The organism is Gallintestinimicrobium propionicum, from assembly GCF_025567525.1.
GTDB classification, from domain to species: Bacteria; Bacillota; Clostridia; order Lachnospirales; family Lachnospiraceae; genus Gallintestinimicrobium; species Gallintestinimicrobium propionicum.
Genome location: NZ_JAOQJY010000015.1, coordinates 35,217 through 59,955 on the forward strand (window position 1 = coordinate 35,217; position 24,739 = coordinate 59,955).

The 24,739-nt window shown below is 51.2% G+C and carries 23 protein-coding genes; 12 read left to right on the forward strand and 11 right to left on the reverse strand.

The window, feature by feature from the left end; translation table 11 throughout:
• Positions 1-5 precede the first annotated feature (5 nt).
• The 3 genes from OCV62_RS11655 to OCV62_RS11665 all read left to right on the forward strand — a co-directional run bounded on the left by OCV62_RS11655 (position 6) and on the right by OCV62_RS11665 (position 4,445).
• Positions 6-2,252: a hydratase gene (locus tag OCV62_RS11655; protein WP_262586945.1), complete on the forward strand. Its 2,247-nt coding sequence runs from the start codon at positions 6-8 to the stop codon at positions 2,250-2,252.
• An 82-nt stretch (positions 2,253-2,334) separates the two neighbouring features.
• Entirely contained in the window at positions 2,335-3,375 is a 1,041-nt protein-coding gene (locus OCV62_RS11660; RefSeq protein ID WP_262586854.1) for a SpoIID/LytB domain-containing protein, read from the forward strand.
• Between the two features lie 59 nt (positions 3,376-3,434).
• A complete protein-coding gene (locus tag OCV62_RS11665) occupies positions 3,435-4,445 on the forward strand; it encodes a M23 family metallopeptidase (RefSeq protein ID WP_262586856.1) in 1,011 nt (336 codons plus the stop codon).
• Between the two features lie 51 nt (positions 4,446-4,496).
• Here OCV62_RS11665 and OCV62_RS11670 read toward each other — a convergent pair whose 3' ends face one another.
• The 6 genes from OCV62_RS11670 to OCV62_RS11695 form a co-directional block, all read right to left on the reverse strand.
• Entirely contained in the window at positions 4,497-5,129 is a 633-nt protein-coding gene (locus OCV62_RS11670; RefSeq protein ID WP_117960532.1) for a cytidylate kinase-like family protein, read from the reverse strand.
• 13 nt (positions 5,130-5,142) lie between these two features.
• Positions 5,143-5,853 (reverse strand): ABC transporter ATP-binding protein, encoded by a 711-nt coding sequence (locus tag OCV62_RS11675; RefSeq protein ID WP_117960530.1) that lies wholly within the window; start codon positions 5,851-5,853, stop codon positions 5,143-5,145.
• 14 nt (positions 5,854-5,867) lie between these two features.
• The gene (locus OCV62_RS11680) at positions 5,868-6,626 is read right to left on the reverse strand and encodes an ABC transporter ATP-binding protein (protein WP_117960528.1); all 759 of its coding nucleotides are present in this window, start codon (positions 6,624-6,626) and stop codon (positions 5,868-5,870) included.
• 1 nt (position 6,627) lies between these two features.
• Entirely contained in the window at positions 6,628-7,704 is a 1,077-nt protein-coding gene (locus tag OCV62_RS11685) for a branched-chain amino acid ABC transporter permease (protein WP_262586860.1), read from the reverse strand.
• A 9-nt stretch (positions 7,705-7,713) separates the two neighbouring features.
• Positions 7,714-8,595: a branched-chain amino acid ABC transporter permease gene (locus tag OCV62_RS11690; protein ID WP_262586862.1), complete on the reverse strand. Its 882-nt coding sequence runs from the start codon at positions 8,593-8,595 to the stop codon at positions 7,714-7,716.
• A 99-nt stretch (positions 8,596-8,694) separates the two neighbouring features.
• On the reverse strand, positions 8,695-9,918 hold the full coding sequence (locus tag OCV62_RS11695; RefSeq protein ID WP_262586864.1) for an ABC transporter substrate-binding protein: 1,224 nt from the start codon (positions 9,916-9,918) through the stop codon (positions 8,695-8,697).
• 281 nt (positions 9,919-10,199) lie between these two features.
• Between OCV62_RS11695 and OCV62_RS11700 the strand changes: the two genes are divergently transcribed.
• From OCV62_RS11700 to OCV62_RS11710, 3 genes are read left to right on the forward strand one after another with little or no spacing between them, the layout of a single operon-like run.
• A complete protein-coding gene (locus OCV62_RS11700; RefSeq protein WP_262586867.1) occupies positions 10,200-11,234 on the forward strand; it encodes a D-alanine--D-alanine ligase family protein in 1,035 nt (344 codons plus the stop codon).
• 26 nt (positions 11,235-11,260) lie between these two features.
• Positions 11,261-12,691, forward strand: a complete 1,431-nt coding sequence (locus OCV62_RS11705) for a UDP-N-acetylmuramoyl-tripeptide--D-alanyl-D-alanine ligase (RefSeq protein WP_262586870.1) — start codon at positions 11,261-11,263, stop codon at positions 12,689-12,691.
• A gap of 10 nt (positions 12,692-12,701) precedes the next feature.
• Positions 12,702-14,186, forward strand: coding sequence for a C69 family dipeptidase (locus OCV62_RS11710; protein ID WP_262586873.1), 1,485 nt, complete (start codon positions 12,702-12,704; stop codon positions 14,184-14,186).
• A gap of 12 nt (positions 14,187-14,198) precedes the next feature.
• Here OCV62_RS11710 and OCV62_RS11715 read toward each other — a convergent pair whose 3' ends face one another.
• Positions 14,199-15,539: an MATE family efflux transporter gene (locus OCV62_RS11715; protein WP_262586875.1), complete on the reverse strand. Its 1,341-nt coding sequence runs from the start codon at positions 15,537-15,539 to the stop codon at positions 14,199-14,201.
• The gene (locus OCV62_RS11720; protein ID WP_262586947.1) at positions 15,529-15,981 is read right to left on the reverse strand and encodes a MarR family winged helix-turn-helix transcriptional regulator; all 453 of its coding nucleotides are present in this window, start codon (positions 15,979-15,981) and stop codon (positions 15,529-15,531) included. Before OCV62_RS11720 ends, OCV62_RS11715 begins: the two co-directional genes overlap by 11 nt.
• A gap of 438 nt (positions 15,982-16,419) precedes the next feature.
• Here OCV62_RS11720 and OCV62_RS11725 point away from each other — a divergent pair, with 438 nt between their 5' ends.
• From OCV62_RS11725 to OCV62_RS11740, 4 genes are read left to right on the forward strand one after another with little or no spacing between them, the layout of a single operon-like run.
• Positions 16,420-17,187 (forward strand): LytR/AlgR family response regulator transcription factor, encoded by a 768-nt coding sequence (locus tag OCV62_RS11725; protein WP_262586877.1) that lies wholly within the window; start codon positions 16,420-16,422, stop codon positions 17,185-17,187.
• Positions 17,188-17,226: 39 nt separating this feature from the next.
• The gene (locus tag OCV62_RS11730; protein WP_262586879.1) at positions 17,227-18,213 is read left to right on the forward strand and encodes an ABC transporter ATP-binding protein; all 987 of its coding nucleotides are present in this window, start codon (positions 17,227-17,229) and stop codon (positions 18,211-18,213) included.
• On the forward strand, positions 18,210-19,010 hold the full coding sequence (locus OCV62_RS11735; RefSeq protein WP_262586881.1) for an ABC transporter permease: 801 nt from the start codon (positions 18,210-18,212) through the stop codon (positions 19,008-19,010). Before OCV62_RS11730 ends, OCV62_RS11735 begins: the two co-directional genes overlap by 4 nt.
• 3 nt (positions 19,011-19,013) lie before the next feature.
• Positions 19,014-19,832 (forward strand): ABC transporter permease, encoded by an 819-nt coding sequence (locus OCV62_RS11740; protein ID WP_262586883.1) that lies wholly within the window; start codon positions 19,014-19,016, stop codon positions 19,830-19,832.
• A gap of 19 nt (positions 19,833-19,851) precedes the next feature.
• Here the strand turns inward: OCV62_RS11740 and OCV62_RS11745 are convergent, their stop codons facing one another.
• The 3 genes from OCV62_RS11745 to OCV62_RS11755 form a co-directional block, all read right to left on the reverse strand.
• Positions 19,852-20,292, reverse strand: a complete 441-nt coding sequence (locus OCV62_RS11745) for a helix-turn-helix domain-containing protein (RefSeq protein ID WP_262586885.1) — start codon at positions 20,290-20,292, stop codon at positions 19,852-19,854.
• Positions 20,293-20,409: 117 nt separating this feature from the next.
• Positions 20,410-21,762, reverse strand: coding sequence for an MATE family efflux transporter (locus OCV62_RS11750; RefSeq protein WP_262586886.1), 1,353 nt, complete (start codon positions 21,760-21,762; stop codon positions 20,410-20,412).
• Positions 21,759-22,508 carry a lysophospholipid acyltransferase family protein gene (locus tag OCV62_RS11755; protein WP_117960556.1) on the reverse strand — a complete coding sequence of 250 codons (750 nt, stop codon included), beginning with the start codon at positions 22,506-22,508 and terminating at the stop codon, positions 21,759-21,761. The genes OCV62_RS11750 and OCV62_RS11755 overlap by 4 nt, the downstream gene beginning before the upstream one ends.
• Before the next feature lie 340 nt (positions 22,509-22,848).
• Between OCV62_RS11755 and OCV62_RS11760 the strand changes: the two genes are divergently transcribed.
• A complete protein-coding gene (locus OCV62_RS11760) occupies positions 22,849-23,274 on the forward strand; it encodes a protease complex subunit PrcB family protein (RefSeq protein ID WP_262586888.1) in 426 nt (141 codons plus the stop codon).
• Positions 23,275-23,354: 80 nt separating this feature from the next.
• A complete protein-coding gene (locus OCV62_RS11765) occupies positions 23,355-24,647 on the forward strand; it encodes a dihydroorotase (RefSeq protein WP_262586890.1) in 1,293 nt (430 codons plus the stop codon).
• Positions 24,648-24,739 lie beyond the last annotated feature (92 nt).

A 24,739-nucleotide genomic window follows, 5' to 3' on the forward strand; every position in this document is an offset into this window, starting at 1 on the left:
CTGAAATCATAGCGGACGGTCCCAAGGCGCAGGCAGAGCTTGCGGCAAAGACCGGACGGACAGTATCCAAAGAAGAAGCAAAGAAACAGACCATTGCGTACGGAATTTTAGAGAATCACAATACTTCCGGCAACATGGAAAAGCTGAAAATTAAATTTGATAAGCTGACAAGCCATGATATTACCTTTGTCGGAATTATTCAGACCGCGCGCGCATCGGGGTTGACGAAGTTCCCGATTCCTTATGTTCTGACCAACTGCCACAACTCCCTGTGTGCGGTCGGCGGAACGATCAATGAGGACGATCATTTATTCGGACTGACTTGTGCAAAGAAATACGGCGGCGTTTATGTACCTCCTCATCAGGCGGTTATCCACCAGTTTGCAAGAGAAATGCTCGCAGGCGGCGGCAAGATGATCCTCGGCTCTGATTCCCACACCCGCTATGGTGCGCTGGGAACGATGGCGATGGGCGAGGGCGGTCCGGAGCTGGTAAAGCAGCTGTTGAACCAGACCTATGATATCCGCATGCCGGAGGTTGTCGGCGTTTATCTGACCGGCAAGCCGGAAAAAGGCGTTGGTCCGCAGGACGTTGCTCTGGCGATTATCGGCGCTGTTTTTGCAAACGGTTATGTAAAAAATAAAGTGATGGAGTTCGTTGGCCCCGGCGTTGCAAATTTAAGTGCGGATTTCAGAATCGGCATCGACGTTATGACGACAGAGACAACATGTCTTTCTTCCATCTGGCAGACAGATGACCAGATCCGCGAATTTTATGAGATTCACGGAAGAGAGGCAGAATATAAAGAGCTGGCACCCGGACAGACGGTATACTATGACGGTCTGATTGAGGTTGATTTATCAAAGGTAAAGCCGATGATCGCAATGCCGTTCCATCCGAGCAATACCTATACGATTGAAGAGCTGAATGCGAACCTGACGGATATCCTTGCAGATGTAGAGAAAAAGGCTGCAGTCAGTCTGGATAATGCGGTACCCTACAGCTTGAAGGATAAAGTGCGTGACGGCAGATTTTATGTGGATCAGGGAATCATTGCAGGCTGCGCAGGCGGCGGCTTTGAAAATATCTGTGCGGCCGCGGACATTTTAAAGGGCAGCTATATCGGAAATCAGGAGTTTACATTGAGTGTGTATCCGGCTTCCATGCCGATTTATATGGAACTGATTAAAAATGGCTGTGCGGCGACGATTCTGGAAACAGGAGCTGTTATGAAGACTGCGTTCTGCGGTCCTTGCTTCGGTGCTGGCGATACGCCTGCAAACAATGCGTTCTCGATCCGTCATTCTACAAGAAACTTCCCGAACCGTGAAGGCTCCAAGCTGCAGAACGGCCAGATCGCTTCGGTAGCTCTGATGGATGCCCGTTCAATTGCGGCGACTGCGGCAAATCAGGGACGCCTGACAGCGGCGACTGAATTCGACGGACCCATCGGCAAATATCAGTATCATTTTGATTCGAAGATTTATCAGAATCGCGTATTTGATTCCCATGGTGTGGCAGATCCCTCTGTGGAAATCCATTTCGGTCCTAATATCAAGGACTGGCCGACGATGTGCGCGCTTCCGGAAAATCTGGTGCTGCAGGTCGTTTCCGAGATTCACGATCCGGTTACGACGACAGATGAGCTGATTCCGTCCGGAGAGACAAGCTCTTACCGCTCCAATCCTCTTGGACTGGCAGAGTTTACCCTGTCCCGCAAGGATCCTGCCTATGTCGGACTGGCAAAGGAAATCCACAAGGCGCAGGAAGCTTTGATGGATGGCAAGGATCCAGTGACTGTAAAACCGGAGCTGGCAGAAATTATGGATGAAATCCATGTGCAGTTCCCGCAGGCTGCAAACGACAACATCGGGTTCGGTTCCACGATTTTCGCAGTAAAGCCCGGAGACGGTTCTGCGAGAGAGCAGGCTGCAAGCTGCCAGAAGGTGCTGGGCGGTTGGGCAAATATTGCAAACGAATATGCGACCAAACGTTATCGTTCCAATCTGATCAACTGGGGCATGCTTCCGTTCGTCATTCCGGACGGAGATCTTCCGTTTACCAACCATGATTACCTCTTCTTCCCCGGCATCCGCAAGGCGGTAGAGGAAAAGGCTGCAGAAATTACAGGATATGTGGTAAATGCAAACGGCTTGAAGCCGTTTACCGTAACCCTCGGTGAGCTGACCGATGAAGAGCGCCAGATCATCCTGAAAGGATGTCTGATTAACTATAACCGCGTGGAAAAATAATACGCGGGAAGCTTTCTGCATAGAAGCGTGCGTCTCTGCATAGACTGCCGTATAGGAAAATACCGGCAGCAGCGGAGGGTTCATGATGCAGGAAACAATGGAAAAAAGAGTAAACAGAACCGTAGGAAAGAGCCGTCAAAAGGACTTTTTTGCGGTTCTTCTTTTTTTCTTTCTGCTGCCGTATACCTGCAGCAGTGTAGTGCGGGCAGGGCAGGAAAAAACGGTGGAAACCATTGTGCCCGTATCCGGCAGGACAGTCCGGATGCAAAGTGGAAGCGACGTCCGAACGATGACGGAGGAAGCGTTTCTGATCGGCGCGCTGGCGGCGGTGATTCCTGCAGAATATGAACCGGAAGCGCTCAAAGCCCAGGCGGTGATTCTGCGCAGCAGCTGTGTCGCGGGAGGGCATCTGGAGGAGACCGTGTTGGAGAATGGCACGACCGGAGCAGCGCAGGAGAGCATCTCTCAAAGTAGTGTGAGCGCCGTTGAGCCGCGGATTATCGACAGTAATAGCGGTTTTTCGTACCTGGACAAGGCGCAGCGCAAGCGTCTGTGGGGCGAGCAGGCAGACGTGTTGGAGGAGCGCTGCAGGGAGGCGGTGCGCGCTTCTTCGGGCTATGTTCTCGAATGGCAGGGAGCAGCTGTCAGCGCGCCTTTTTTTCGCCTGAGCGCAGGGCGGACAAGGAGCGGGACAGAGCTTTTCGGACAGGAGTCGGACTGGTGCAAAAGCATCGCCTGTCCGGTAGATGAGGCTGCAGAAGATTTTTTGCAGGAAAAGAGCATGAAAACAGAGCGGTTTTTCGGGATGCTGGAGGCAGAAGGCGTATCAGTGGAAAAGGATGCCCCAAAGCTTGTACTGACGCGGGACAGCGCCGGATACGTATTAAATGTCCGCGCGGGACGGTCATCCATAGAGGGAGAACGGTTTCGGCAGCTGTTTGAGCTTCCGTCGTCGTGTTTTTTCCTGGAAGAGCAGGGCGGGAAAATGGTGATTACGACAAAGGGAATCGGGCACGGGATCGGATTTGATCAATATTATGCCAATGAGCTTGCGAAGCAGGGAGCTTCTGCGGAAGAAATTTTAGAGCTGTTTTTCCCGGGACTTTTGAAAAAATCGGAATAAAACGGTTGAATTGCGCTCAAACTAAGCCTGAACACAGGAAACAGGAAAGGATGAGCGTGATGAGAAGAAAAAGAACAGGCGGAAAAAGCAGCGCATACCGCAGAGAAAAAGCGATCATGACAGCTTCGGTCGTTCTGGTGCTGGCGGCGATGACAGTGACGGGCATTTCTGTGTACCGCAATCATCAGAAAAGCCAGGAAGAAGAACAGCATATTGTAGATTTCTCCAAATTGGAGAAGGAGACGCAAAGTCCGGTGTCACAGGCACAGAATCCGTCTGCGCAGAATGTGACCGGCAGCGATAAAGACAGTGGGGAGCTGGATTATGACCCCTATTATGCGCAGAAGGATAAAGATCTGAGTGCGCCTGCAAAAACAGGCGGGGAATCGGACGCAGGAGCAGCCGGAGAACAGGAAACGGGAAGTCAGCCGACGGAGGAGCCTAAAGATCGCAACATTGGCTATACAGAGTACCGAAACGAAGCAAGTAATAACGACGTAGGTTGGAGCGAACCGGCATCCGACGGCGATCAGGCGAATGGGACAGACGCTGACGGAAAAGAGAACGGAATAACAGCGAGCCAGGATGCAGCCGGTAATCAGGACGAGGCGCTTGCAGCGTCTGCGAATATCGCAGTGCAGGAGAGCCAGCTGTCCTTTGGCGAAACCAGTAAGCTGGCATGGCCGATTGCAGGCAACGTTCTGTTAAATTACAGCATGGACAAGACGATTTATTTTCCGACATTGCAGCAGTACAAATATAATCCGTCGATTGTAATCGGCGCAGCAGAAGGAACAGGCGTGGCATGCGCAGCAGATGGGATTGTGGAATCTGTGTATGAGGATGCGCAGACCGGACAGACTGTTGTGATGCGTCTTGGAGGTGGATACGAGCTGACCTATGGACAGCTGCAGGAAGTGACTGTGGAAGAGGGAGACTATGTGGAAACCGGCGCGGTGATCGGACATGTGGCGGAGCCGACAAAATATTACTCGGTAGAGGGCTCCAATGTTTATTTTAAACTGACAAAGGACGGGGAAGCGGTCAATCCGCTGGATTATCTGGGATAAAAATTCCCGGTAGCCCGGTTCCAAAAAGGAGCCTGACTGCCGGGAATTGTATTACATAGTTTTGTCGAACTTTTTACGTACTTCAATATAGGAAAGTATCGCCTCTACTGTGCCATCAAAGCCGAGACGGGAGCTGTCCAGAGACAGGTCGTAATTCTGGGCGTTTTTCCATTCCTGGCCGGTGTAATACTTGTAGTAGTGGGCACGGTATTCGTCGGTCTGAGCGATGAGCTTCTGAACCTCAGAAACAGAAAGACTGTTGACCTTCATTGCTTCCTGCAGACAAAAATCTTCGGGTGCGTGGACAAAGACACGGACAACACCGGGAACATCTGCAAGGATATGGTCGGCGCAGCGTCCGATGATAACGCAGGAGCTTTCTTCTGCGAGCTGGCGGATGATTTTTGCCTGATAGCGAAAAAGGTTGTCATCCTTTGTAAAACCTGCGCTTTCCGGGGAAAGCGGGGAGGCATTTTTGAAGCCGCCGGTAAGGAAAGCACGTAGAGAGCCGTGTCTTTTTTTCTCATCCTGAAACAGAGTGGGATGAATGCCGCTTTCTTCGGAAGCGAGCGAAATAATCTCCCTGTCGTAGCAGGGAATATCCAGACGCTTTGCCAGCATTTTGCCGACGGTACGTCCGCCGCTGCCGTACTGACGGGCGATGGTAATTACTGTGTTTGACATAATTGTTTCCCCCTTATTCGCCGAGATAAGCTTTCTTGATCGCTTCATCATGTAAAAGAGCCTGTGCATCATCTTCCTTTACGATGCGTCCTGTTTCGAGGACATAGGCGCGGTTTGCGATGGAAAGCGCTTTTTTTGCGTTCTGTTCTACCAAAAGGATGGTAACGCCCTGTTTGTTGATCTCCTGAATGATATCAAAAATTTCAGAAACCAGAAGCGGGGACAGACCCATGGAGGGCTCGTCCAACAGCAGGATGCGGGGATTTGCCATCAGCGCGCGTCCCATTGCAAGCATCTGTTGTTCACCGCCGGAAAGAGTTCCTGCCAGCTGGCGGGTACGTTCCTTTAAGCGGGGAAACCGCTCATAAACCATTTCCAGGGAATTATTGATTTCCTGCTTGTCTTTTCTGGTGTAAGCGCCCATTTTCAGGTTTTCCAAAACCGTCAGATTGGAGAACATCCGGCGTCCTTCGGGGACGTGGGAAATTCCCTGCTTCACGATTTTGTGCTCCGGCATTCTGGAAATCTCCTGATCCTGAAATCGGATCGAACCGGACTTTGCGCTCAGCATGCCGCTGACAGTCTGCAGGGTGGTGGTTTTGCCGGCACCGTTTGCGCCGATCAGTGCGACGATCTCGCCTTCGTTTACCTGAAAGGAGATGTCTTTAAGGGCGTGGATCACGCCGTAATATACATTGATATTTTCTACAGTGAGCATTGCCATAAAAGAAGCCTCCTTTAATCGCCCAGATATGCCTTGACAACGGCAGGATCGTTTAAAACCTTATCAGGAGTGCCTTCTGCCAGCAGACGACCGAAATTCAGGACATAGAGGTATTCACAGATACCCTGTACCAGCTTCATGTCATGCTCGATCAAAAGGATGGTGACCTGATACTCCTTGCGCACCAGACGGATCGTATCCATCAGCTCTCCGGTTTCGTTGGGGTTCATGCCGGCGGCAGGCTCATCCAGAAGCAGAAGCTCCGGTTTGGTTGCAAGCGCACGGGCAATTTCCAGTTTACGCTGTTTGCCATAGGGCAGGTTGGATGCCAGCGTCTGGGCAGAACCTTCCAGCCCGAAGACTCGCAGGATCTCCATGGAACGCTCGGTCATTTCTTTTTCCTTTTTGTGGTAGCTTCCCACATGCAAAAGACTTTCTGCAAGGGAATACTGCACCTGATTGTTTAAGCCGGTCATAACATTGTCCAGAACACTCTGCTGCGGGAACAGTCGGATGTTCTGGAAGGTGCGGGCAACGCCCATACGGTTGATCTCGTAAGGCTTTTTGCCGATCAGATTCTCACCGTTTAAGCGAATGCCGCCGTCTGTGGGGCGGTAAACGCCGGTCAGCATGTTGAATACGGTGGTTTTGCCGGCACCGTTGGGTCCGATCAGGCCCACCAGGCCGCCTTTTTCGATGGACATGGTAAGATCATCAACGGCCCGCAGACCGCCGAAGGAAATACCGAGTCCGGTTACTTCGAGAGTTGCCATATCAGTTTACCCCCTTTCCGGCTGCCTTTTTCGCAGTCCGTTTTTCCTTCTGTGCGCTGAAATATTCTGTCAGACGCTTCTTTGCACCGGAATTGTTGAAGATCATCATAACGATCAGCAGGATCGCATAGATGAGCATCCGGTAGTCGTTCATGGAACGTAGAAGTTCCGGAAGCACGGTTAAAAGTGTAGCGGCGATGATGGAGCCCCAGATATTTCCAAGACCGCCCAGAACGACGAATACCAGAACAAGGATCGAGGTATTAAAGTCGAATTTGGATGCGGTGACGGTGGAAAAATTCATGGCGTAAAGGGTGCCTGCCATACCTGCAAAAACGGCGGAGATCACAAATGCCAGCAACTTATAGCGGGTTACGGAAAGTCCGATGCTCTCTGCGGCGATCTTATTGTCGCGGACAGCCATGATGGCACGGCCGGTGCGGCTGTGAATCAGGTTCAGGACTAAAAACAGCGTGATCAGGATCAGGACAACGCCGGAAGAAAAGGTGGAAAGCTTCTGGACACCTCCGACACCCATGGGGCCGTTGATGATCATGGAACCGCCCTCTGCAAGGGTAAAATGCTGTTCCAGAAGGCTGAAGTGCAGTCCTTTTTCATCCAGACCGATATAGAGCACGTTGATAATATTCTTGATAATTTCACCGAATGCAAGGGTAACGATGGCAAGATAGTCACCCTTTAAACGAAGTACGGGGATGCCGACGATGAGTCCTGCAATTCCGGCAAAAAGGCCGCCGACGATCATGGAAATGGCAAGGCGCAGAGGGCCGTTCGGAATCGCAGCGGCAAGGGAGGTGGAAACCACGATGCCGGTAAAAGCGCCGACCGACATAAAGCCGGCATGCCCTAAAGAAAGCTCGCCTAAAATGCCGACGGTAAGATTTAAGGAGATCGCCATGACGATGTAGGCACAGATCGGAACCAGCTGTCCCTTTAAGGAAGAGGTGATGTTTCCGGTTGCGATCATGGTCTGGATCAGGATAAAGGCGAGAATGACGATCGTATAGGAAATTGTGCAGTCTTTTCTGGCTGACAGAATAGGTTTGAGTTTGTTCATGCTGCTACCTCATACTTTCTCGCTGACGTGTTTGCCCAGCAGACCATCCGGCTTTACGATCAGGACCACGATCAGAACCGCAAATACGATCGCATCGGACAGCTGTGTGGAAATGTACGCTTTGGAAAAGATCTCGATAATGCCGAGCAGGATACCGCCGATCATTGCGCCTGGAATGGAGCCGATGCCGCCAAATACAGCTGCAGTAAATGCCTTGATGCCGGGCATGGAGCCTGTGGTGGGCATCAGGGTCGGATAGGCGGAGCAGAGCAATACACCTGCGATGGCCGCCAGACCGGAGCCGATGGCAAAGGTCAGGGAAATGGTTGTATTGACATTGATACCCATCAGACCTGCAGCGGCCTTATCTTCAGAAACTGCCCGCATCGCCGTTCCCGTTTTTGTCTTGTTGGTGAAAAGAGTCAGACAGATCATGATCAGGATGCAGGCAAGGATCGTAACGATCGTGACGCCGGAAACGATCAGCTGTCCGTCAAAAAGCTTTAAGGTCCAGCTTCCGGTTACGGAAGAAAAGGTTTTCGGGCTGGAGCTCCAGATCAGCAGGGCGGCATTCTGCAGAAAATAGGAAACGCCGATGGCAGTGATCAAAACTGCGAGGGAAGGAGCCTGACGCAGGGGCTTGTATGCCAGACGTTCTACAACGATGCCGAGAACCGTGCAGACGATGATGGAAAAAAGGACAGATACCAGCGGAGAAAGTCCGAGATAACTGGTGGTACAGAAGGAAATATATGCGCCCACCATGATGACGTCGCCGTGGGCAAAGTTCAGCATCTTGGCGATACCGTATACCATTGTGTATCCCAGTGCGATGATCGCGTATACGCTTCCAAGACTGATGCCGTTGATCAGGTGTGATAAAAAGGTCATAAGCTACCTCATTTCTCTGTATGACGCAAAGGAGCGCCGTATCAAAAACGATAACGGTGCTCCCTGCGCATTGATAAAATCAAAATTAAAGGGTAAGTATTACTCCATGCCGACGTAAGCGCCGTTTTTGATCACCATACCCTTAGGAGTCTTGGATACGGCACCGGTGGAATCCCAGGTGATGCCTGTACCGGTCAGACCGTCATAGGTCAGAGTCGGGAAGGCTTCGATCATCTTGTCGCAAAGCTCCTCTGCAGACATATCTGCGGTAGCGCCGGATGCCTCCAGAGCTGCTTTATAAGCATAGACACAGTCATAAGCATCTGCTGCGAACTGGTTCGGAACATCGCCGTAGAGTTCTTTGTATTTGGTTACAAAGCTCTGGGTCTTTTCGTCTGTCGCATCAGCGTTGAAGGGAGTCAGCAGCATAACGCCTTCTGCCAGAGAGGTGTCAAAACCTTCCAGGGTCAGGATACCATCCATACCGTCTACGCCAAAGAAGGTGGGTTCATAGCCCATATCCTTTGCCTGCTTTAAGATCAGGGAAGCGGGCTGATAATAGATAGGAAGGAAGAGCAGGTCAGCACCTGCGTTCTTTGCTTCGGTCAGCTGTACGGAGAAGTCATTGGAGCTTGCATCGGTAAAGGTGGTTGCGGAAACGATTTCCAGACCCTTTACATCTGCTTCTGTTTTGAATTTCTCGTAGACGCCGCTGGAGTATACATCGTCATTTCTGTAGATGACAGCGACTTTTGTGCCGAGCTTCTGATCTGCAATATAATCAGCGGATGCAAGACCCTGGTTGGGGTCAGCAAAACACATCTGGAATACATTGTCTTTGCCCTCTGTGATGGCGGTAGAGGAAGCGGAAGGAGTCAGACCAAAGATACGGTCAGCAAAGTGCTCTGTACTGGTTGCTTCACAGGGCTTTGTGGTAACGGAAGCCAGGGAAATCTGCATGCCCCAGTCCTTTAATGCGTTGTAAGCGGAAACTGCTTTTTCCGGGTCGTTCTCGTCGTCCTCATATTTGAGTTCGAATTGTACGGAACCGCCTGCTTCGTTGATCTCGTCAACGGCGATCTGTGCGCCGTTCTTTACAGCGTTGCCGTAGATTGCTGCCGCGCCGGTCAGGGGAGCGGTACCGCCGATTTTAAATACATTTACGCCTTCTGCAGAAGCAGAAGAATCTGCTGCTTCGGTAGCAGCGGCAGCAGTGGTTTCAGCGGAAGCGTCTGCTGCAGTGTCAGCTGCTGTAGAGCCACAGCCTGCAAGCATAGCGCTGCACATGGCGGCTGCCAGTAAAACACTCATGGATCTTTTCATAATAGTTCCTCCTTTTCAAAAGAAAAATGCCCTTCCTGGAAAAAATGTCTTTTGTGGAAAGACATCTGTCTTTGTAACGTGCTTGTATTATACACCTATTTGCAGGAAGGTGTGTAAAAATTTTACAAAAAATTAATATTTCAGCGCTTTAACTGGATAACACGGTAAATTGTATCGGTATTTTAGGCAAACTGACTGCGGATTTTCCTTTACGGGGCAGTGGATTGAGCGTATACTATGGCATGAAGTAATTTTGGAAAACAGTAGAAGAGGAGAAAGACATGAAGGTTGTAGTATTAGCAGGCGGAATCAGCACGGAACGTGACGTATCCCTGATTTCCGGCAAGATGATTTATCAGGCGATGAAGAGACTGGGACATCAGGCTGTCCTGCTGGACGTTTTTCTTGGAATGGAACGGGACGACATTGATCATATTTTTGAAAGTGATGAGGATTTTTCTGCAGGAATCGAAGCGATTCATGAGATCAATCCCGATATCAGTGCGGTAAAGGCACTGCGCAAGGACGGCGGCAAATGTTACTTTGGCCCCAACGTGATCAAGATCTGTCAGATGGCGGACGTTGTCTTTTTAGGACTGCACGGTGCAGACGGAGAAGGGGGCAAGGTGCAGGCGGCATTTGATCTGCTGGGAATCCGCTACACCGGCACAGACTTTGTCAGCGGCGCGCTGGCGATGGATAAGTGCCTTGCAAAAGAACTGTTTATGCAAAACGGGATTCCGACCCCAGCAGGCTTCCGCCTGAAAAAAGGTCAGGAGCCGGGAGAAGGCCGGCAGCCGAAGTTCCCCTGCGTGGTAAAGGTAAGCTCCGGTGGTTCGAGCATCGGCGTTTCCATCGTGCAGAAAGAAGAGGACTATCAGGCAGCACTCGATGATGCATTTTTATATGGAGACGAGGTCGTTGTAGAAGAATATATCAAGGGCAGGGAGTTAACCTGCTGCGTGCTGGACGGCAAAGCACTTCCGATCGTGGAAATCGCGCCGAAGGAAGGCTTTTACGATTACAAAAACAAATATCAGGCGGGCAGCACCATTGAGATTTGCCCTGCGCCGATCGGCGAAGAGAGCACCAGAAAGATCCAGAAGATTTCAGAGCGTGTATTCGATGCCCTGCGCCTGCATAAATATGCCCGGATGGATTTTATGATGGATGAGGCCGGAAACGCCTACTGTCTGGAAGCGAATACGCTCCCCGGCATGACGCCTACCTCCCTGATTCCTCAGGAAGCAGCAGCGGTCGGCATCAGCTATGACGAGCTTTGTCAGAAGATTCTGGATATGGCGTTTGAGGATTGAAAAGGATGCAGCTTTTCAACTGCAAAATGGAGACCAAAAGTGATATGAAAAACATGACGATATGGAATATTGCAAGAGCCTGTAAGGGGCATCTGGCTGTGCCGGCGGGAAAGCATACCGGAACCTGTCCGGCGGCGGGAATGGCTGTAATCCGCGGCTATTCCGGCAAAGAAGCGGCAGGAATTGTAATCGATTCCCGCAAAGTGGAACCGGGCGATATTTTTGTGGCAATCCGCGGAGAACGGGTGGATGGGCATCAGTTTATCCGGGAAGTTTTTGACAAGGGCGCGATTGCGGTTGTGTGTGAAGAAGAACCGGAAGAACTGCCGGGTCCCTGCATTCGTGTGGAGGACAGTCTGGCTGCGCTTCGGCAGATCGCTGCGTTTTACAGAGAGCAGATGCCAATTCCGATCGTTGGGATCACCGGAAGCGTCGGCAAGACCAGTACGAAAGAATTTGTTGCGTCAGTGCTTGCACAGAAATACAAGACACACAAGACGCAGGGCAATTTCAACAACGAAATCGGCGTGCCGTTGACGCTGCTTGCCATGCCGGAGGATGCAGAGGCTGCCGTTGTGGAGATGGGTATCAATCATTTCGGAGAGATGCACCGCTTAAGCGAGATGGTAAAGCCGGATATCTGCGTGATGACCAATATCGGTCAGTGCCATCTGGAATTTCTCGGAAGCCGGGACGGTATTTTGAAGGCAAAATCCGAGATCTTTGACTTTATGAATCCGGAAGGAACGGTCTGTGTCAACGGAGACGATGACAAGCTCGTGACGATTGAGGAAGTACACGGCAAAAGGCCGGTTCACTTTGGACTTTCTCCCGAAAACGATATTTACGCAGACACCATCGTAAGCCGTGGACTGCTGGGCAGTACAGCGACAATCCACACGCCGGATGCTGCGTTTGATGTACAGATTCCGCTGCCGGGCGCGCATATGGTGTTAAATGCGCTGGCGGCGACTGCAGTTGGTTTACAGCTCGGACTGACGACAGAGCAGATCGCAGCCGGAATCGCTGCTGTGCAGGCAGTAAGCGGCAGAAGCCGTGTTGTGCAGGCGGGGGATCTGGTGCTGATCGACGACTGCTACAATGCAAACCCGGTTTCGACCAAGGCTGCGCTGGATCTGTTAAGTCTGGCAGACGGACGCAAAGTTGCGGTGCTCGGTGATATGTTTGAGCTTGGAGAGAAGGAAAGGGAGATGCACGGGCAGGTTGGCGCATATGCCGCAGAACAAGGCATAGACTGTCTGTATTGTGCAGGAAGCCTTTCGGAAGAGATGTACCGGGCGGCAAAGGAAGCAGGAATTTCCTGCGCAGAGCATTTTTCGGATACCGACGCGCTTCTTGCAGCACTGCCCGGACTTCTGCAGCCGGGGGATTCCGTGCTGATCAAGGCTTCCCACGGCATGGGGTATACAAAGATCGTAGAAGCATTAGAAAAATAGGAGGTCAGATATGGGGTGTACAACAATACTGGTCGGGAAAAAAGCGACCTATGACGGTTCAACGATGATCGCGAGAAACGATGATTCCGGCGCCGGACATTTTACAGCGAAGAAGTTTACTGTGGTTTCTCCAAAGCAGCAGCCGAAAACCTATCATTCCGTACTCTCTCATGTGACCATCGAACTGCCGGAGAATCCGATGCGCTATACAGCGATGCCGAATGCGGTGGAAGGAAAAGGTATCTGGGCTGCCAGCGGCGTCAATGAGGCACATGTTGCGATGACTGCTACTGAGACGATCACCTCGAATCCGCGCGTGCTGGGAGCGGATCCGTTGGTCGTTTATCAGCCTGCAGCGGATGGAAAGGAAGAGATTGCCGGAGGAATCGGGGAAGAGGATCTGGTTTGTCTGGTGCTTCCTTATATCAGAAGCGCCAGAGAGGGCGTTTTACGTCTTGGCAGCCTGTTGGAGCAATACGGGACATATGAGATGAACGGAATTGCTTTTCAGGATAAAGACGAGATCTGGTGGCTGGAAACCATCGGAGGACATCACTGGATGGCAAGAAGAGTGCCGGATGAGGTTTATGTCGTGATGCCAAACCAGCTCGGAATCGACAGCTTTGATCTGGAAGATGCTTACGGAGAACAGAAAAATTTCCTCTGCTCCGCAGATTTGAAAGAATTTATCGAAACCTACCATCTGAACCTTTCTATGGACGGTTCGCTGAATCCGCGGGATGTCTTCGGCAGTCATGACGATGCAGATCATGTATACAACACACCCCGGGCATGGTTTATGGAGCGGTATCTGAATCCGAACACCTATCGCTGGGACGGTGCGCTTGCTGATTTTACACCGGTTTCCGATGATCTGCCGTGGTGCATGGTTCCCGAAAAAAAGATCACAGTCGAGGATGTGAAATATGTCCTGTCCGGTCACTATCAGGGGACGCCGTATGATCCCTATGGATCCTATGGCGATAAATCCATGCGTGGTGCATACCGTTCCATCGGCATCAACCGAAATGATTTCATGGCGTTGATCCAGATCAGACCGGATATGGAAGCGGACTGCAGTCCGGTGGAATGGATTGCCTACGGGTCCAATGCATTTAACGCCCTTGTTCCATTTTATGCAGATGTGGAGGAAACACCGGAGTATTTAAACAACACGACCGGGCGGGTTTCGACAGAGAACTTTTACTGGTCGAGCCGTCTGATCGCAGCGATGGCGGACGCTTCCTATAATAAATCTCTGTTCCATGTGGAGCGTTATCAGGAAAGAGTTGCAGCAAAGGGACACGAGCTGATCAACCGCTATGATGCACGTTTGGCAGCAGAACAGGATCCGGCGGTAAGAAAAGCGCTGCGGCAGCAGGCAAATGCGGAGATTGCTGCGATGCTGCAGAAGGAAACAGACGATACGCTTGATAAGGTGTTGTTTGAGCTGAGCAGCCAGATGAAAAACGCATATTCCAGATCGGATGCATAAAAAAACGCGCCGTCAGGCGCGTTTTTCTTTCTTGTTCAGGTAGAGATAAAATCCAACGTTCAACAGGATGCCGACAGTTGTGGAAACCGGTGCGGCAAGTCCGATCCTTGTCAGGCTGGCGTTTGGCTGGATACTCATGAAGTAAGCGAAGGGGAGACGGACGCAGAGGGTCTGGATCAGACCCTGGAGCATAACCCAGAGCGTTTTGTTGTTACCGTTGAAGTAGCCGATCATGCTGAACAAAACAGCGGTGACGATGGTTTCAGGCGCAAAGCCCTTTAAGTACGCAAAGCCGTTTTGGATAACGGCAGCGTCTGTGGAAAAGAAAGCTGCGAGCAGGTCACCCTGGAACCAGATGAGAGTAAAAACGAGGCAGCCAAAGACCAGACCAATGCCGATTCCGGTGAACATGGACTTTTTTGCCCGTTTCAGATTGCCTGCACCGACATTCTGGGAAACGAAGGACGCCATGGATTGCATCAGGGAGCTGGGAATCAGCATTGCAAAGTTGACGATTTTGCAGGCGACACCATAGCCGGAGGAGGCTTCCAGGCCGAGGCGGTTGACAAAGGCGCAGAGGGCGAGGAACGAAACCTGGGTCAGAAATTCCTGCAGGGCGAGAGGAAGACCGATGCTTAAAAATTTGCTGCACTGGGAATTGAAGCCAAGATCGCTTTTGCCAATGTGGAAGGGCAGCTGCTTTTTGAAAAGAATAACCACCGCAAAGACAACGCTGACCGCCTGTGCAAATACGGTTGCAAATGCTGCGCCCGCTGCGTCCATGTGCAGACCGGCAACCAAAACGAGGTCGCCGACGATGTTGACGATACATGCGACGAGGACGAACAGGAGCGGAGATTTGCTGTCGCCAAGTCCGCGGAAAATCGCCGACAGCAGGTTGTAGGCGACGATGAAGAAAATACCGCTGCCGCAGATACGAACATAACTTGCCGTCAGAGTGACTGCTTCAGCAGGAGCCTGCATGAGTACAGAGATGGGGCGGGCAAAGAAAACCATCGCTGCGAACAGGCAGACAGAAAGCAGTGTGAATACAACCGCCGCGCCGCCGATGACGGAGCTGATCTGTTCCGGGTTCTTTTCCCCGAGATAACGGGCGATCAGGACGGTGACGCCCATTGCGAGCTGTGTCACAACAAAGGTGACGAGGTTTAACACCTGGCTGCCGGTGGAAACCGCAGACAGTCCGGAGGTGGAGCCGAATCTGCCGACGACGAGCAGATCGACGGCGCCGTAGGCAGCCTGGAGTACCAGCGCGCCCAGAATCGGAATCATAAAAGGTACCAGTTTCTTTAAAATATTTCCCTGTGTAAAATCTGTCTTATCACTTGTCAAGGTCGTTTCTCCTTTCACACATTACTTGATAAAATATTTCAATGGTACGGATGGTACATTCCGCATCTTCGCCGGAGATGGCCTCCAGATCGGGCAGCAGGGCGCTAAAAACCTGTTCGTTGTACTTGGCAGAGAGCTTTTTGCCTTCGTCTGTAATGGAAAGGTACATGATGCGTGCATCCTCTTCGGACGGCTTTTTGGTCAGATAGCCTTTTTGCTCCATCTCCTTTACCGTTCTCGTCACGCCGGGACGCGGAAGGTTCAGCGCATCGCTGATGTCGGATACTTTTACGGAAGTTCCGTTTATTTCCATCTGTTCGATGACATCCAGAAAATGGATATAGGATGGTGTCACGCCGTCCGGCAGCGGCGGGAGCATATCGCGGATGCGCTTTGCCTCATAGCAGGCGTCCAGCAGCCGTTTGATGAGTTCGATTGTCATAAAATCCTCCATTCCGCAGGCGCTTTGCGCCGAAGGAATCGCGAGGCGAACGTCCAGTTCGGCTCTGCGATCATAGCTACTTTGTGACGCTTGCGGCACAAACAATAGAATGCACGCTCTGCGAGCATTCTATTGTCATGAATAGCTGTGTGAAAAATAAGCGATCACGCTTATTTGTCACACTAAATCCCTCCATATGATTATCTTTGATAATTACCATCGATAATAATATAGAGGGATTTGAAATTTGTCAAGAAAAAATTTTGCGAGAAAATCCAGTGCAGTGCGTTAGGAGCGGCGACCGACAGTGGTTTTACGCTGTGTTGCCGTTGTGCTTTCGCATACCATTGGGGCGCACGGACTGCGATTGGTGCATAGCGGATTGTTTTTTTAACGAGGTCTGCTAAGATGAAAAGGTAGCAGCAGAACATCTGTGGGATGGAGGATAAAATGCCGCTTGTTGGATTGTGCGGAGAGCCGAAGGAAGCCCTGGAAAAAATTGAATACATGATGCAGGCGCTTTCCCTGCAGGGGCAGTTTTCGAAAGAAGATCCAGTCCAGGCGGAAAAAAACAGACAGACAGAGTTTGTGCGGATCACGGAAAAATCTGCGGAAGCGTTGGAAGCTCTGGATTGTCTGATCTGGTGGGGCAGCTGTGAAAATGTCCTGTCGGAGGAAGTAGACAGCCTGTTGGAAGAATATCCCCGCCTTGCGGTGATTTTTGTGGCGGACAGCCCGGAAGCGGTGTTTGATGCACTGACAAAGCCTTTTTTTCATGTGGTGCGGGGATATGCGCTGGAACAGGATTTGAAGGCGGCGCTTGCGAAATTGAAAAAACAGAGGCGCACGGGCAGCGGTTACCGGAGCTTTCCGTATCGGGAAAGCCCTTCGTCCGACGGCAGAATCCGGGTGCGGGAAAAGGAAATCCTGTATCTGGAAAGTATGCGGCACGAGATCTGGGTGCACTGCGAAAAGAAGGTGTTCCTGACGTCGGAAACGCTCGGATACTGGGAGGAAAAGCTGCGCGTCAGGTCGTTTTTACGCGTCCACAAAAGTTTTCTGGTCAATCCCGGGCAGATCAGCCGGATTGGAAGGGAAATGATAGAGCTGGAGGATGGCAGCCAGCTTCCGGTTAGCCGCTACCGCTATCCGGAAGTCATGGCGCGCTACGAGGCGTGGATCCGGCATGCGGAATTTCTGGAGTGAGACAGCGAGTGAACCAAAATAGAGAAGAGAGGGAAAACAATGGAAGAGATGATTTCGGTCAATAATCTGCGGAAGGAATTTTCCTATTATAAAAAGGGCGTAGGGCTGCAGGGATCGTTAAATAACCTGTTCCACCGGCAGATGCTGACAAAGGAAGCGGTAAAGGACGTTTCTTTTTCCGTGGAAAAAGGGGAAATGATGGCGCTGCTGGGACCAAACGGCGCAGGAAAGACGACGACATTAAAGCTTCTGTCCGGTATTTTGTATCCGACATCCGGGGAGGTTCTGGTGAATGGCTTTTTGCCCTGGGAACGGAAAAATGAGTTCAAGCGAAGCTTTGCCATCGTCATGGGTCAGAAAAATCAGCTGTGGTGGGATCTGCCTGCCAGCGACAGCCTGTATCTGAATAAATGCATTTACGATGTGGATGACAGGGAATACAAAAAGACCGTGGACGAGCTGTCGGAGCTTCTTGGCGTGCGGGAGCTGATGAATATTCAGGTGCGCAGACTTTCTCTCGGAGAACGGATGAAGATGGAAATCCTGGCGGCGCTGATTCACCGCCCCGGTATTCTGTTTTTAGATGAGCCGACGATCGGTCTGGATATTGTGTCCCAGCAAAAAATCTGTGACTTTTTACACTATTACAACGAACAGACGAGAACAACGATCATTTTAACGAGCCATTATATGCGGGATATCGAAGCACTTTGCAGCCGGGCAGTCATTATTAACAGCGGCACGCTGGTCTACGACGGCGCGCTTTCTGATATCAACCACAGAATGGGGGATAAACGCCTGCTGACCCTTTCTTTTTCCAGCCCGGTAGAAACCGGGAAGCTGTCCATATTCGGGCGGGTGCGGGAAAATAAAGATCTGACGGCAGTTCTGGAAATCCCGAAGGAGCGGATCAAGGAAACGGCGTCGCAGATGCTTTCCCTGTTTCCGGTGGATGATTTTACTGTGACGGAGGTTCCGCTGGAAGAGAGCATTGCCAGAATTTTCACCGGGGAGGTGACAGGATGAAGCTGTATCGATGCGTTTATCAGATGGGAGTGGAAACCGCTCTGGAATACCGGGCAAATATGGTGCTGACATTGTTGAGTACGATTTTTCCAATCATCATTCAGACCTTTTTGTGGAATTATCTGTACGGCAACGGGGATGCGGGAGCGATGACGGGCTATAGCTATACGGAAATTATCGTGTATACGCTGCTTGCCGGGCTGGTGTCGAAGCTGGTTATTACCGGGTTCGAATATCAGATCAACGAGGACATCAAGGACGGCGGGCTGAATAAATATCTGATCCGCCCGGTCAACTACTGCGGCTACCGGTTCTGCAGCTATCTCGGGGAAAAGATGCCGCAGCTGATTTTACTGCTGATCTGTACGTCTGTACTGGTTGCATTTTCAAGCATATTTCTCGGACTGGAGCTGTCTTTGGTTCGAATCGTGCTGTTTTTGGTGGGGCTGGTTCTGGCAGTGATCCTGAATTTCTTTATCTTTTACTGCGTGGCGTTGCTGAGCTTCTGGCTGACGGACGTGCATCTGCTGTTCGGAACGGTCAGCGTGGTGCTGGTGGTTGTCAGCGGCGGCGTGTTCCCCATGGATATTTTCGGAAAAACGGCGGCGCTTCTGATCTCCTTGCTTCCGTTCGGGTATACGACGCAGTTTCCGGTCAACATTATCAATGGAAAGCTTTCGATGGGAGCAATTGGCACCGGAATTCTGTGCCAGCTTGCATGGATCGCATTTTTCTGGGGACTGGGGCAGATGATGTGGAAAAAAGGACTGCAGCGCTTTGCTGCGGTAGGAGGCTGACGGATGGAAAAGAAAACTGGTATTTTGAATACATTTATAAGGTATGGAAAACTGCTGTTCGTATTTCTGAAAATGTCCCTGATGGCGCAGCTGGAATACCGGATCAACTTTGCAGCGGGCGTTTTGGTGGAAACCGGTTGGTTGTTGATCAAGCTTTTGTATGTGGCGGTGGTTTACCGGGCAGGCATCAAAATCGGAGTCCTGACGCCGGATCATATTTTATTGTTCATTGGGGTGTACATTCTGCTGACCGGCGTTTACATGCTATATTACCCGAACTTTACGTCATTGACGACGATGATTCGGGATGGAAAACTCGACATGTATCTGGTAAAACCGGTTGCGGCGCAGTTTCTGGTGACAATGCAGCGACTGGATCTGTCGCTGCTTGTGCCGGATGCGGCTGCGGGAATCGTCATGATCGGGATCGGCTGGCATCGGGCAGGACTTCCCGTGACGGTCGGCTCGATCGCAGGCTTTCTCTTTTTCCTGATCTGCGGCGCGCTCCTGACCTACAGCCTGTTTTTGCTGCCGCATCTTTTGGTGTTCTGGACGACGGCAACGAACGGCATCGCGGATCTGACGGCGGCAGTTTGGGACTTCAACAACATGCCGCAGCTCATTTACGGCAAGTGGATGCAGCGTATCGGAACGTTTCTGTTGCCGGTGTTTGTCATCACGAACTTCCCGGGGCTGTTTTTGATGGGCGAGTTGTCTGCTCCGATGGCAGTCTGGGGCGTCGCTGCACCGATCGTATTCTTTTTGATCGCACGGGCGGTGTGGAATCAGGCAGTGAAGAATTATACGTCGGCGAGCACGTAAGAAGCTTCTAATCCTTCGACTATTCCAGCAGATCTTCCACGCGGCAGCCCAGCGCATTGGCAAGACTGATTACAACATTCACCTGCGCTTTGCTGATATCGTTCTGCCGTTGCTCATAGAGCTGAATCATGCGAAGTGTGACGCCGGATGCGTCGCTTAACTGCTGTTGGGTAAAGCCGCGTGCTTTTCGGATTTCATACAGTCTGGTTTTTCTGCGGGCTTTGTTTCTGGAGAGAATTTCGTTTGCTGTCTCGACGAATTTGTTTTCATCGGCTTCATGGAGGATATACATGGACATTACAGTGGAAAGTGTAAGCCCGTCTTTTACGATATCTTCAAAGCGTCTGCCAGTGTGCCACTGATAGTAGGCAAGAACCATGATAGATTGTGAGCTTATCTGACATGGAAGTACCTCCTTAAAAAAATATCGCCAGAACGATAGTTTTACCACGATATTCATATTATATCGCCAGAACGATAGTTTTGTTGTTTGCCTATATTATATCGTTCCAACGATAGTGTGTCGATGAGGCGTAAAAAAACAGGCGTTGTAATTACGCCTGTTTTTGATACGACATTATTTCTTTTCAAACCCATGAATCCAGTCCGCCTTGCGGTAATAAAGGAAAAACAGAATCGAGCTTAGGGTCCATGTCAGGGGATAAGCCCAGAAGATTGTATTGATGACAGGGAAAATGCGGACAGCGATCGTGATGTAGGTCACACGGATAATGCACCAGCAGCAGAGCATGACGAACATCGGTACAGTTGCCTTGCCTGCGCCTCGCATGATGCCTGCGATGCAGTGGGAAAATGCCAGCAGGAAATAAAACAGTGTAATCGTATGCGCCTGCAGCGTTCCGTAAGCGACGACCTCAGGGTCGCTGTTGAATGCGGCAATCAGGTAGGGGGACAGGAAATAGACACAGATACCGACGATTTCCGCAAGGGTGATGGAGCAGAGGATGCCGAAGCGTGCGCCTCTTTTGGCACGGTCATACTGCTTTGCGCCGAGGTTCTGGCTGATAAAAGTGGTCAGTGCCAGAGAAAAACAGGTGATCGGTAAAAAGCCGAAGCCCTCGACCTTGGAATAGGCACCGCAGCCAGCCACTGCCATTTTTCCAAAGCTGTTGATGTTAGACTGAACAACAACATTTGCCAGGGCGATAATGGAGTTTTGCAGACCTGCGGGCAGACCGTTTGAAATGATTTGCTTTAACATGATCGGGTCGAAGCGGATGCGGGACGGAACCAGACGATATTCCTCCGGACTTCTCAGCAGGCGGAGCAGGCACAGCAGGGCACTGATAAACTGGGAAATGATCGTGGCGAGTGCAGCACTTCCAACGCCGAGCTTGAGTACGCCGACAAACAAAAGATCGAGCACGATATTGACGATAGATGAAAGGATCAGGTAGTTGAGGGGATGTCTGCTGTCCCCGATGGACTGCAGGATACCGACAAAAACGTTATAGAGGACGAACGCCAGCGAGCCCATAAAATAAATCCGGAAATATAACAGGGAATTGGGCAGGACGTCTGCCGGTGTGCCCATCCAGACCAGCATCTGCGGCGCGAGGATCAGACCGATGATCGTCAGCAAAATACCGGCGACAATCCCGAAGGCAACATCCGTATGGATTGCACGCTGCAGACGGTCGATCTGTCGTGCTCCATAATAGCGGGCGACTACAACACCTGCGCCCATTGCGATACCGTTGAAAAATCCGACCATCAAAAAAATCAGACTTCCGGACGAACTGACGGCAGCGAGTGCGTCGCTGCCGAGAAAGTTGCCGACGATCAGGGAGTCGGCGGTATTATAAAGCTGCTGGAACAGATTCCCGAGAAAAAGCGGAAATGCGAAGGTGACGATCTTTTTCCAGATCGATCCTTCTGTCATCAAGGTAGAAGATGCAGTACGGTTCATTTATTTTCTCCAGAAAGTAATTTCATGTTCTTTTCATAGGTTTCAGAAATACGTGCAACAACCTGGGAGGTCAGAGCCTTCTGCTGTGTGCGGTCGAGATTCTTTGTTTCGATGGGTTCTCCATATTCGATGATAACCTTTGTCTTGCGGATGCAGGGAGAATGGGCTTCGAAGATCTGTTCTGCGTTGGCGATCGTCATCGGAACGATCGGGCATTGAGCCTTTTCTGCGATTTTTAAGCTGCCGGCATGGAACTCAAGCAGAGGAGCATCGGTGCGGTTGCGGGTTCCTTCCGGAAAAATGCAGATGGACACGCCGTTTTTTATCTCCTCGATTGCTGCAAGAATCGTCTTCATACCAGCCTTGAGATCGCTGCGGTCAAGGAACAGGCAGTGCAGGTTTTTCATCCAATTGGAAAGCAGAGGAATCTTCAAAAATTCGACCTTGGAAATATAACCGGTGGTGCGGGGCACACGGACATAGGTCATAACGATATCGAAATAGCTGCGGTGATTACCGACATAGAGAACCGGGGTATCCTTCGGAATGCGATCCTCTCCGATGTAGGTGACGGAAACGCCGGACAGGCGCAGCACCATGCGGAACGCCCAGTTGACAATCGCAAGGCTGGAACGATCCTTTAACGGCGGATTGAATTTGCCGATGATCCATTCTGCGATCAGGAGCGGGATGCTGAGGATCAGAAACAGAATGACAAATAACGCGGTAATAATAAAGCGAATCATAAAACTCTCCATTCTGCAGGCGCAGATGCGCCGGCTACCTTCTTTATTTTCAGTATACCTGTGCCGCTGCAAAAAAGCAAGACGCGCGTACAGGTGTTCTGCGAGGGAGCCACAGTTCACCCGCGCCATTCGCAAAACGCATCTTCGATGCTTCCCGCTGCTTCGCAGCTCATTTTTGCTCATGAAATGGCGCTCCCTTCGTGCCTTCCTGGCAGCAGATTTTCCTGCAAGCACGAAATCTGCTGCCAGGAAGGCACGAGTGAACTGTGGCGACATACTCCTGACGTCGTATTCATATATATGAAATAAACAGGATATCGATCGAAAGGACGGTCTTATTATGAAAAAAATAGTTCGGACGCTGTGCCTGATCTGGTGGGGAATATTCGGATGCGCTGGAATACTGCTTTTTACAGGATGCAGCTGGAAACAGGAAAAGCCGGAGAAAATAAACCTCGCATTCACAGTTGTGGACGAGGCGCGGCTGCCGGAGGAGCTGTTAAAGCTTGTGGCGGAAAAGAAAGAAGCATCGTTTAAAATGACGTATGCGGACAGTGGTTATCTGTACCTGTGCGTGGGCTACGGAAAGCAGGACAGCGGCGGCTACAGTATTACAGTGGACGATTTGTATGCAAGCGGAGAGATGATTTATCTGGATACGAGCCTGATCGGTCCGAAGCAGGCAAAGGAGCTGAGCAAAACGCCATCCTATCCATATATTGTAATAAAAACGCCGTTTGAGGACAAAACAGTGGTGTTTGACTGAAGAACATGGTAAAATGCAGAGGATACAACAGACATTTGGCAGCTGTCGGACGCGGCTGCTTTGCAACAGCGGAGGCTGACATGATTTTAGTTCAAAATTGCCGCATGATCGATCCGGCTTCGCAGACGGATAGCTTGCGGGATATCCTGATCGGTGAGGACAGGATTACAAAAATCGCAGAGGCAGGAACGATCGACCCTGCACAGATTACAAAAGAAAAAGAGGACGAGCTTCGCATCCTGAATGCGGATGGCCTGATTGCAGCGCCGGGGCTGGTGGATACCCATGTGCATTTCCGTGATCCGGGTGCAGAATATAAGGAAGATATCCTGACCGGCGCGGTGTCGGCGGCGGCTGGCGGTGTGACGAGCGTTGTGTTGATGGCGAATACGAATCCCCATGTCGATCAGGAGGAAACGCTTTCCTATGTTCTGGAAAAAGGCGCAAAGACCGGCATCCATGTCTATACCTGCGCGAACGTGACGATGAACATGGAGGGGGACGAGCTGACGGATATGGAAACGCTGGCAAAGGCTGGCGCGGTCGGCTTTACGGATGACGGCAAGCCCCTGTTGGATGCCAAAATTGCGAGAAAAGCGATGCAGGAAGCGGCAAGGGTGCACAAACCCATCAGCTTCCATGAGGAAAACCCGGCATATATTCAAAATAATGGGGTCAATGCCGGAAAGGCGAGCGAATATTTCGGCATCGGCGGTTCGGACAGGCAGGCGGAGATCGATATGGTGCGCCGCGATCTGTCGATTGCGCTGGAAACGGGTGCGGAGATCGTGATTCAGCACATCAGCGCGGCGGAGGCGGTCGAACTTGTCCGCCAGGCGAAGAAAAAGAGCACGAAAATCCACGCAGAGGCGACACCCCATCATTTCACGCTGACGGAGGACGCCGTGATGGAACACGGTACGATGGCGAAGATGAACCCGCCGCTTCGCACGGAAGCTGACAGGCAGGCGATTATCCGCGGTTTACAGGACGGAACGATCGACCTGATTGCGACAGACCATGCGCCGCATGCGGATTATGAAAAAGCGAAGCCCCTGACGGAAGCGCCCAGCGGAATCATCGGATTGGAAACGTCCCTGGCGCTCGGCAACGAGGCGCTCGTCGATACAGGGGAACTTACGATGATGCAGCTGCTGACCTGTATGACCATTAACCCCGCAAAGCTTTACCGCCTGGACGCTGGCTATCTGGCAGAGAACGGACCGGCAGATCTGGTTTTGTTCGATCCTGCAAAAGAGTGGGTTCCGGAACGTTTTTATTCGAAATCCCAGAACTCGCCGTTTTTGGGACAGAAGCTCAAAGGAAAAGTGGAATACACGATCTGTAAGGGCAAAGTGATTTTTGAGGCGTAAAAACTGGTTGCGCCGGCACGTAAAAGCACTATGGGCATAAAAGCTGGCAGCTTTTGTGCAGCAAGCGCCCGTAAACCGAGTGAAAATGGAGA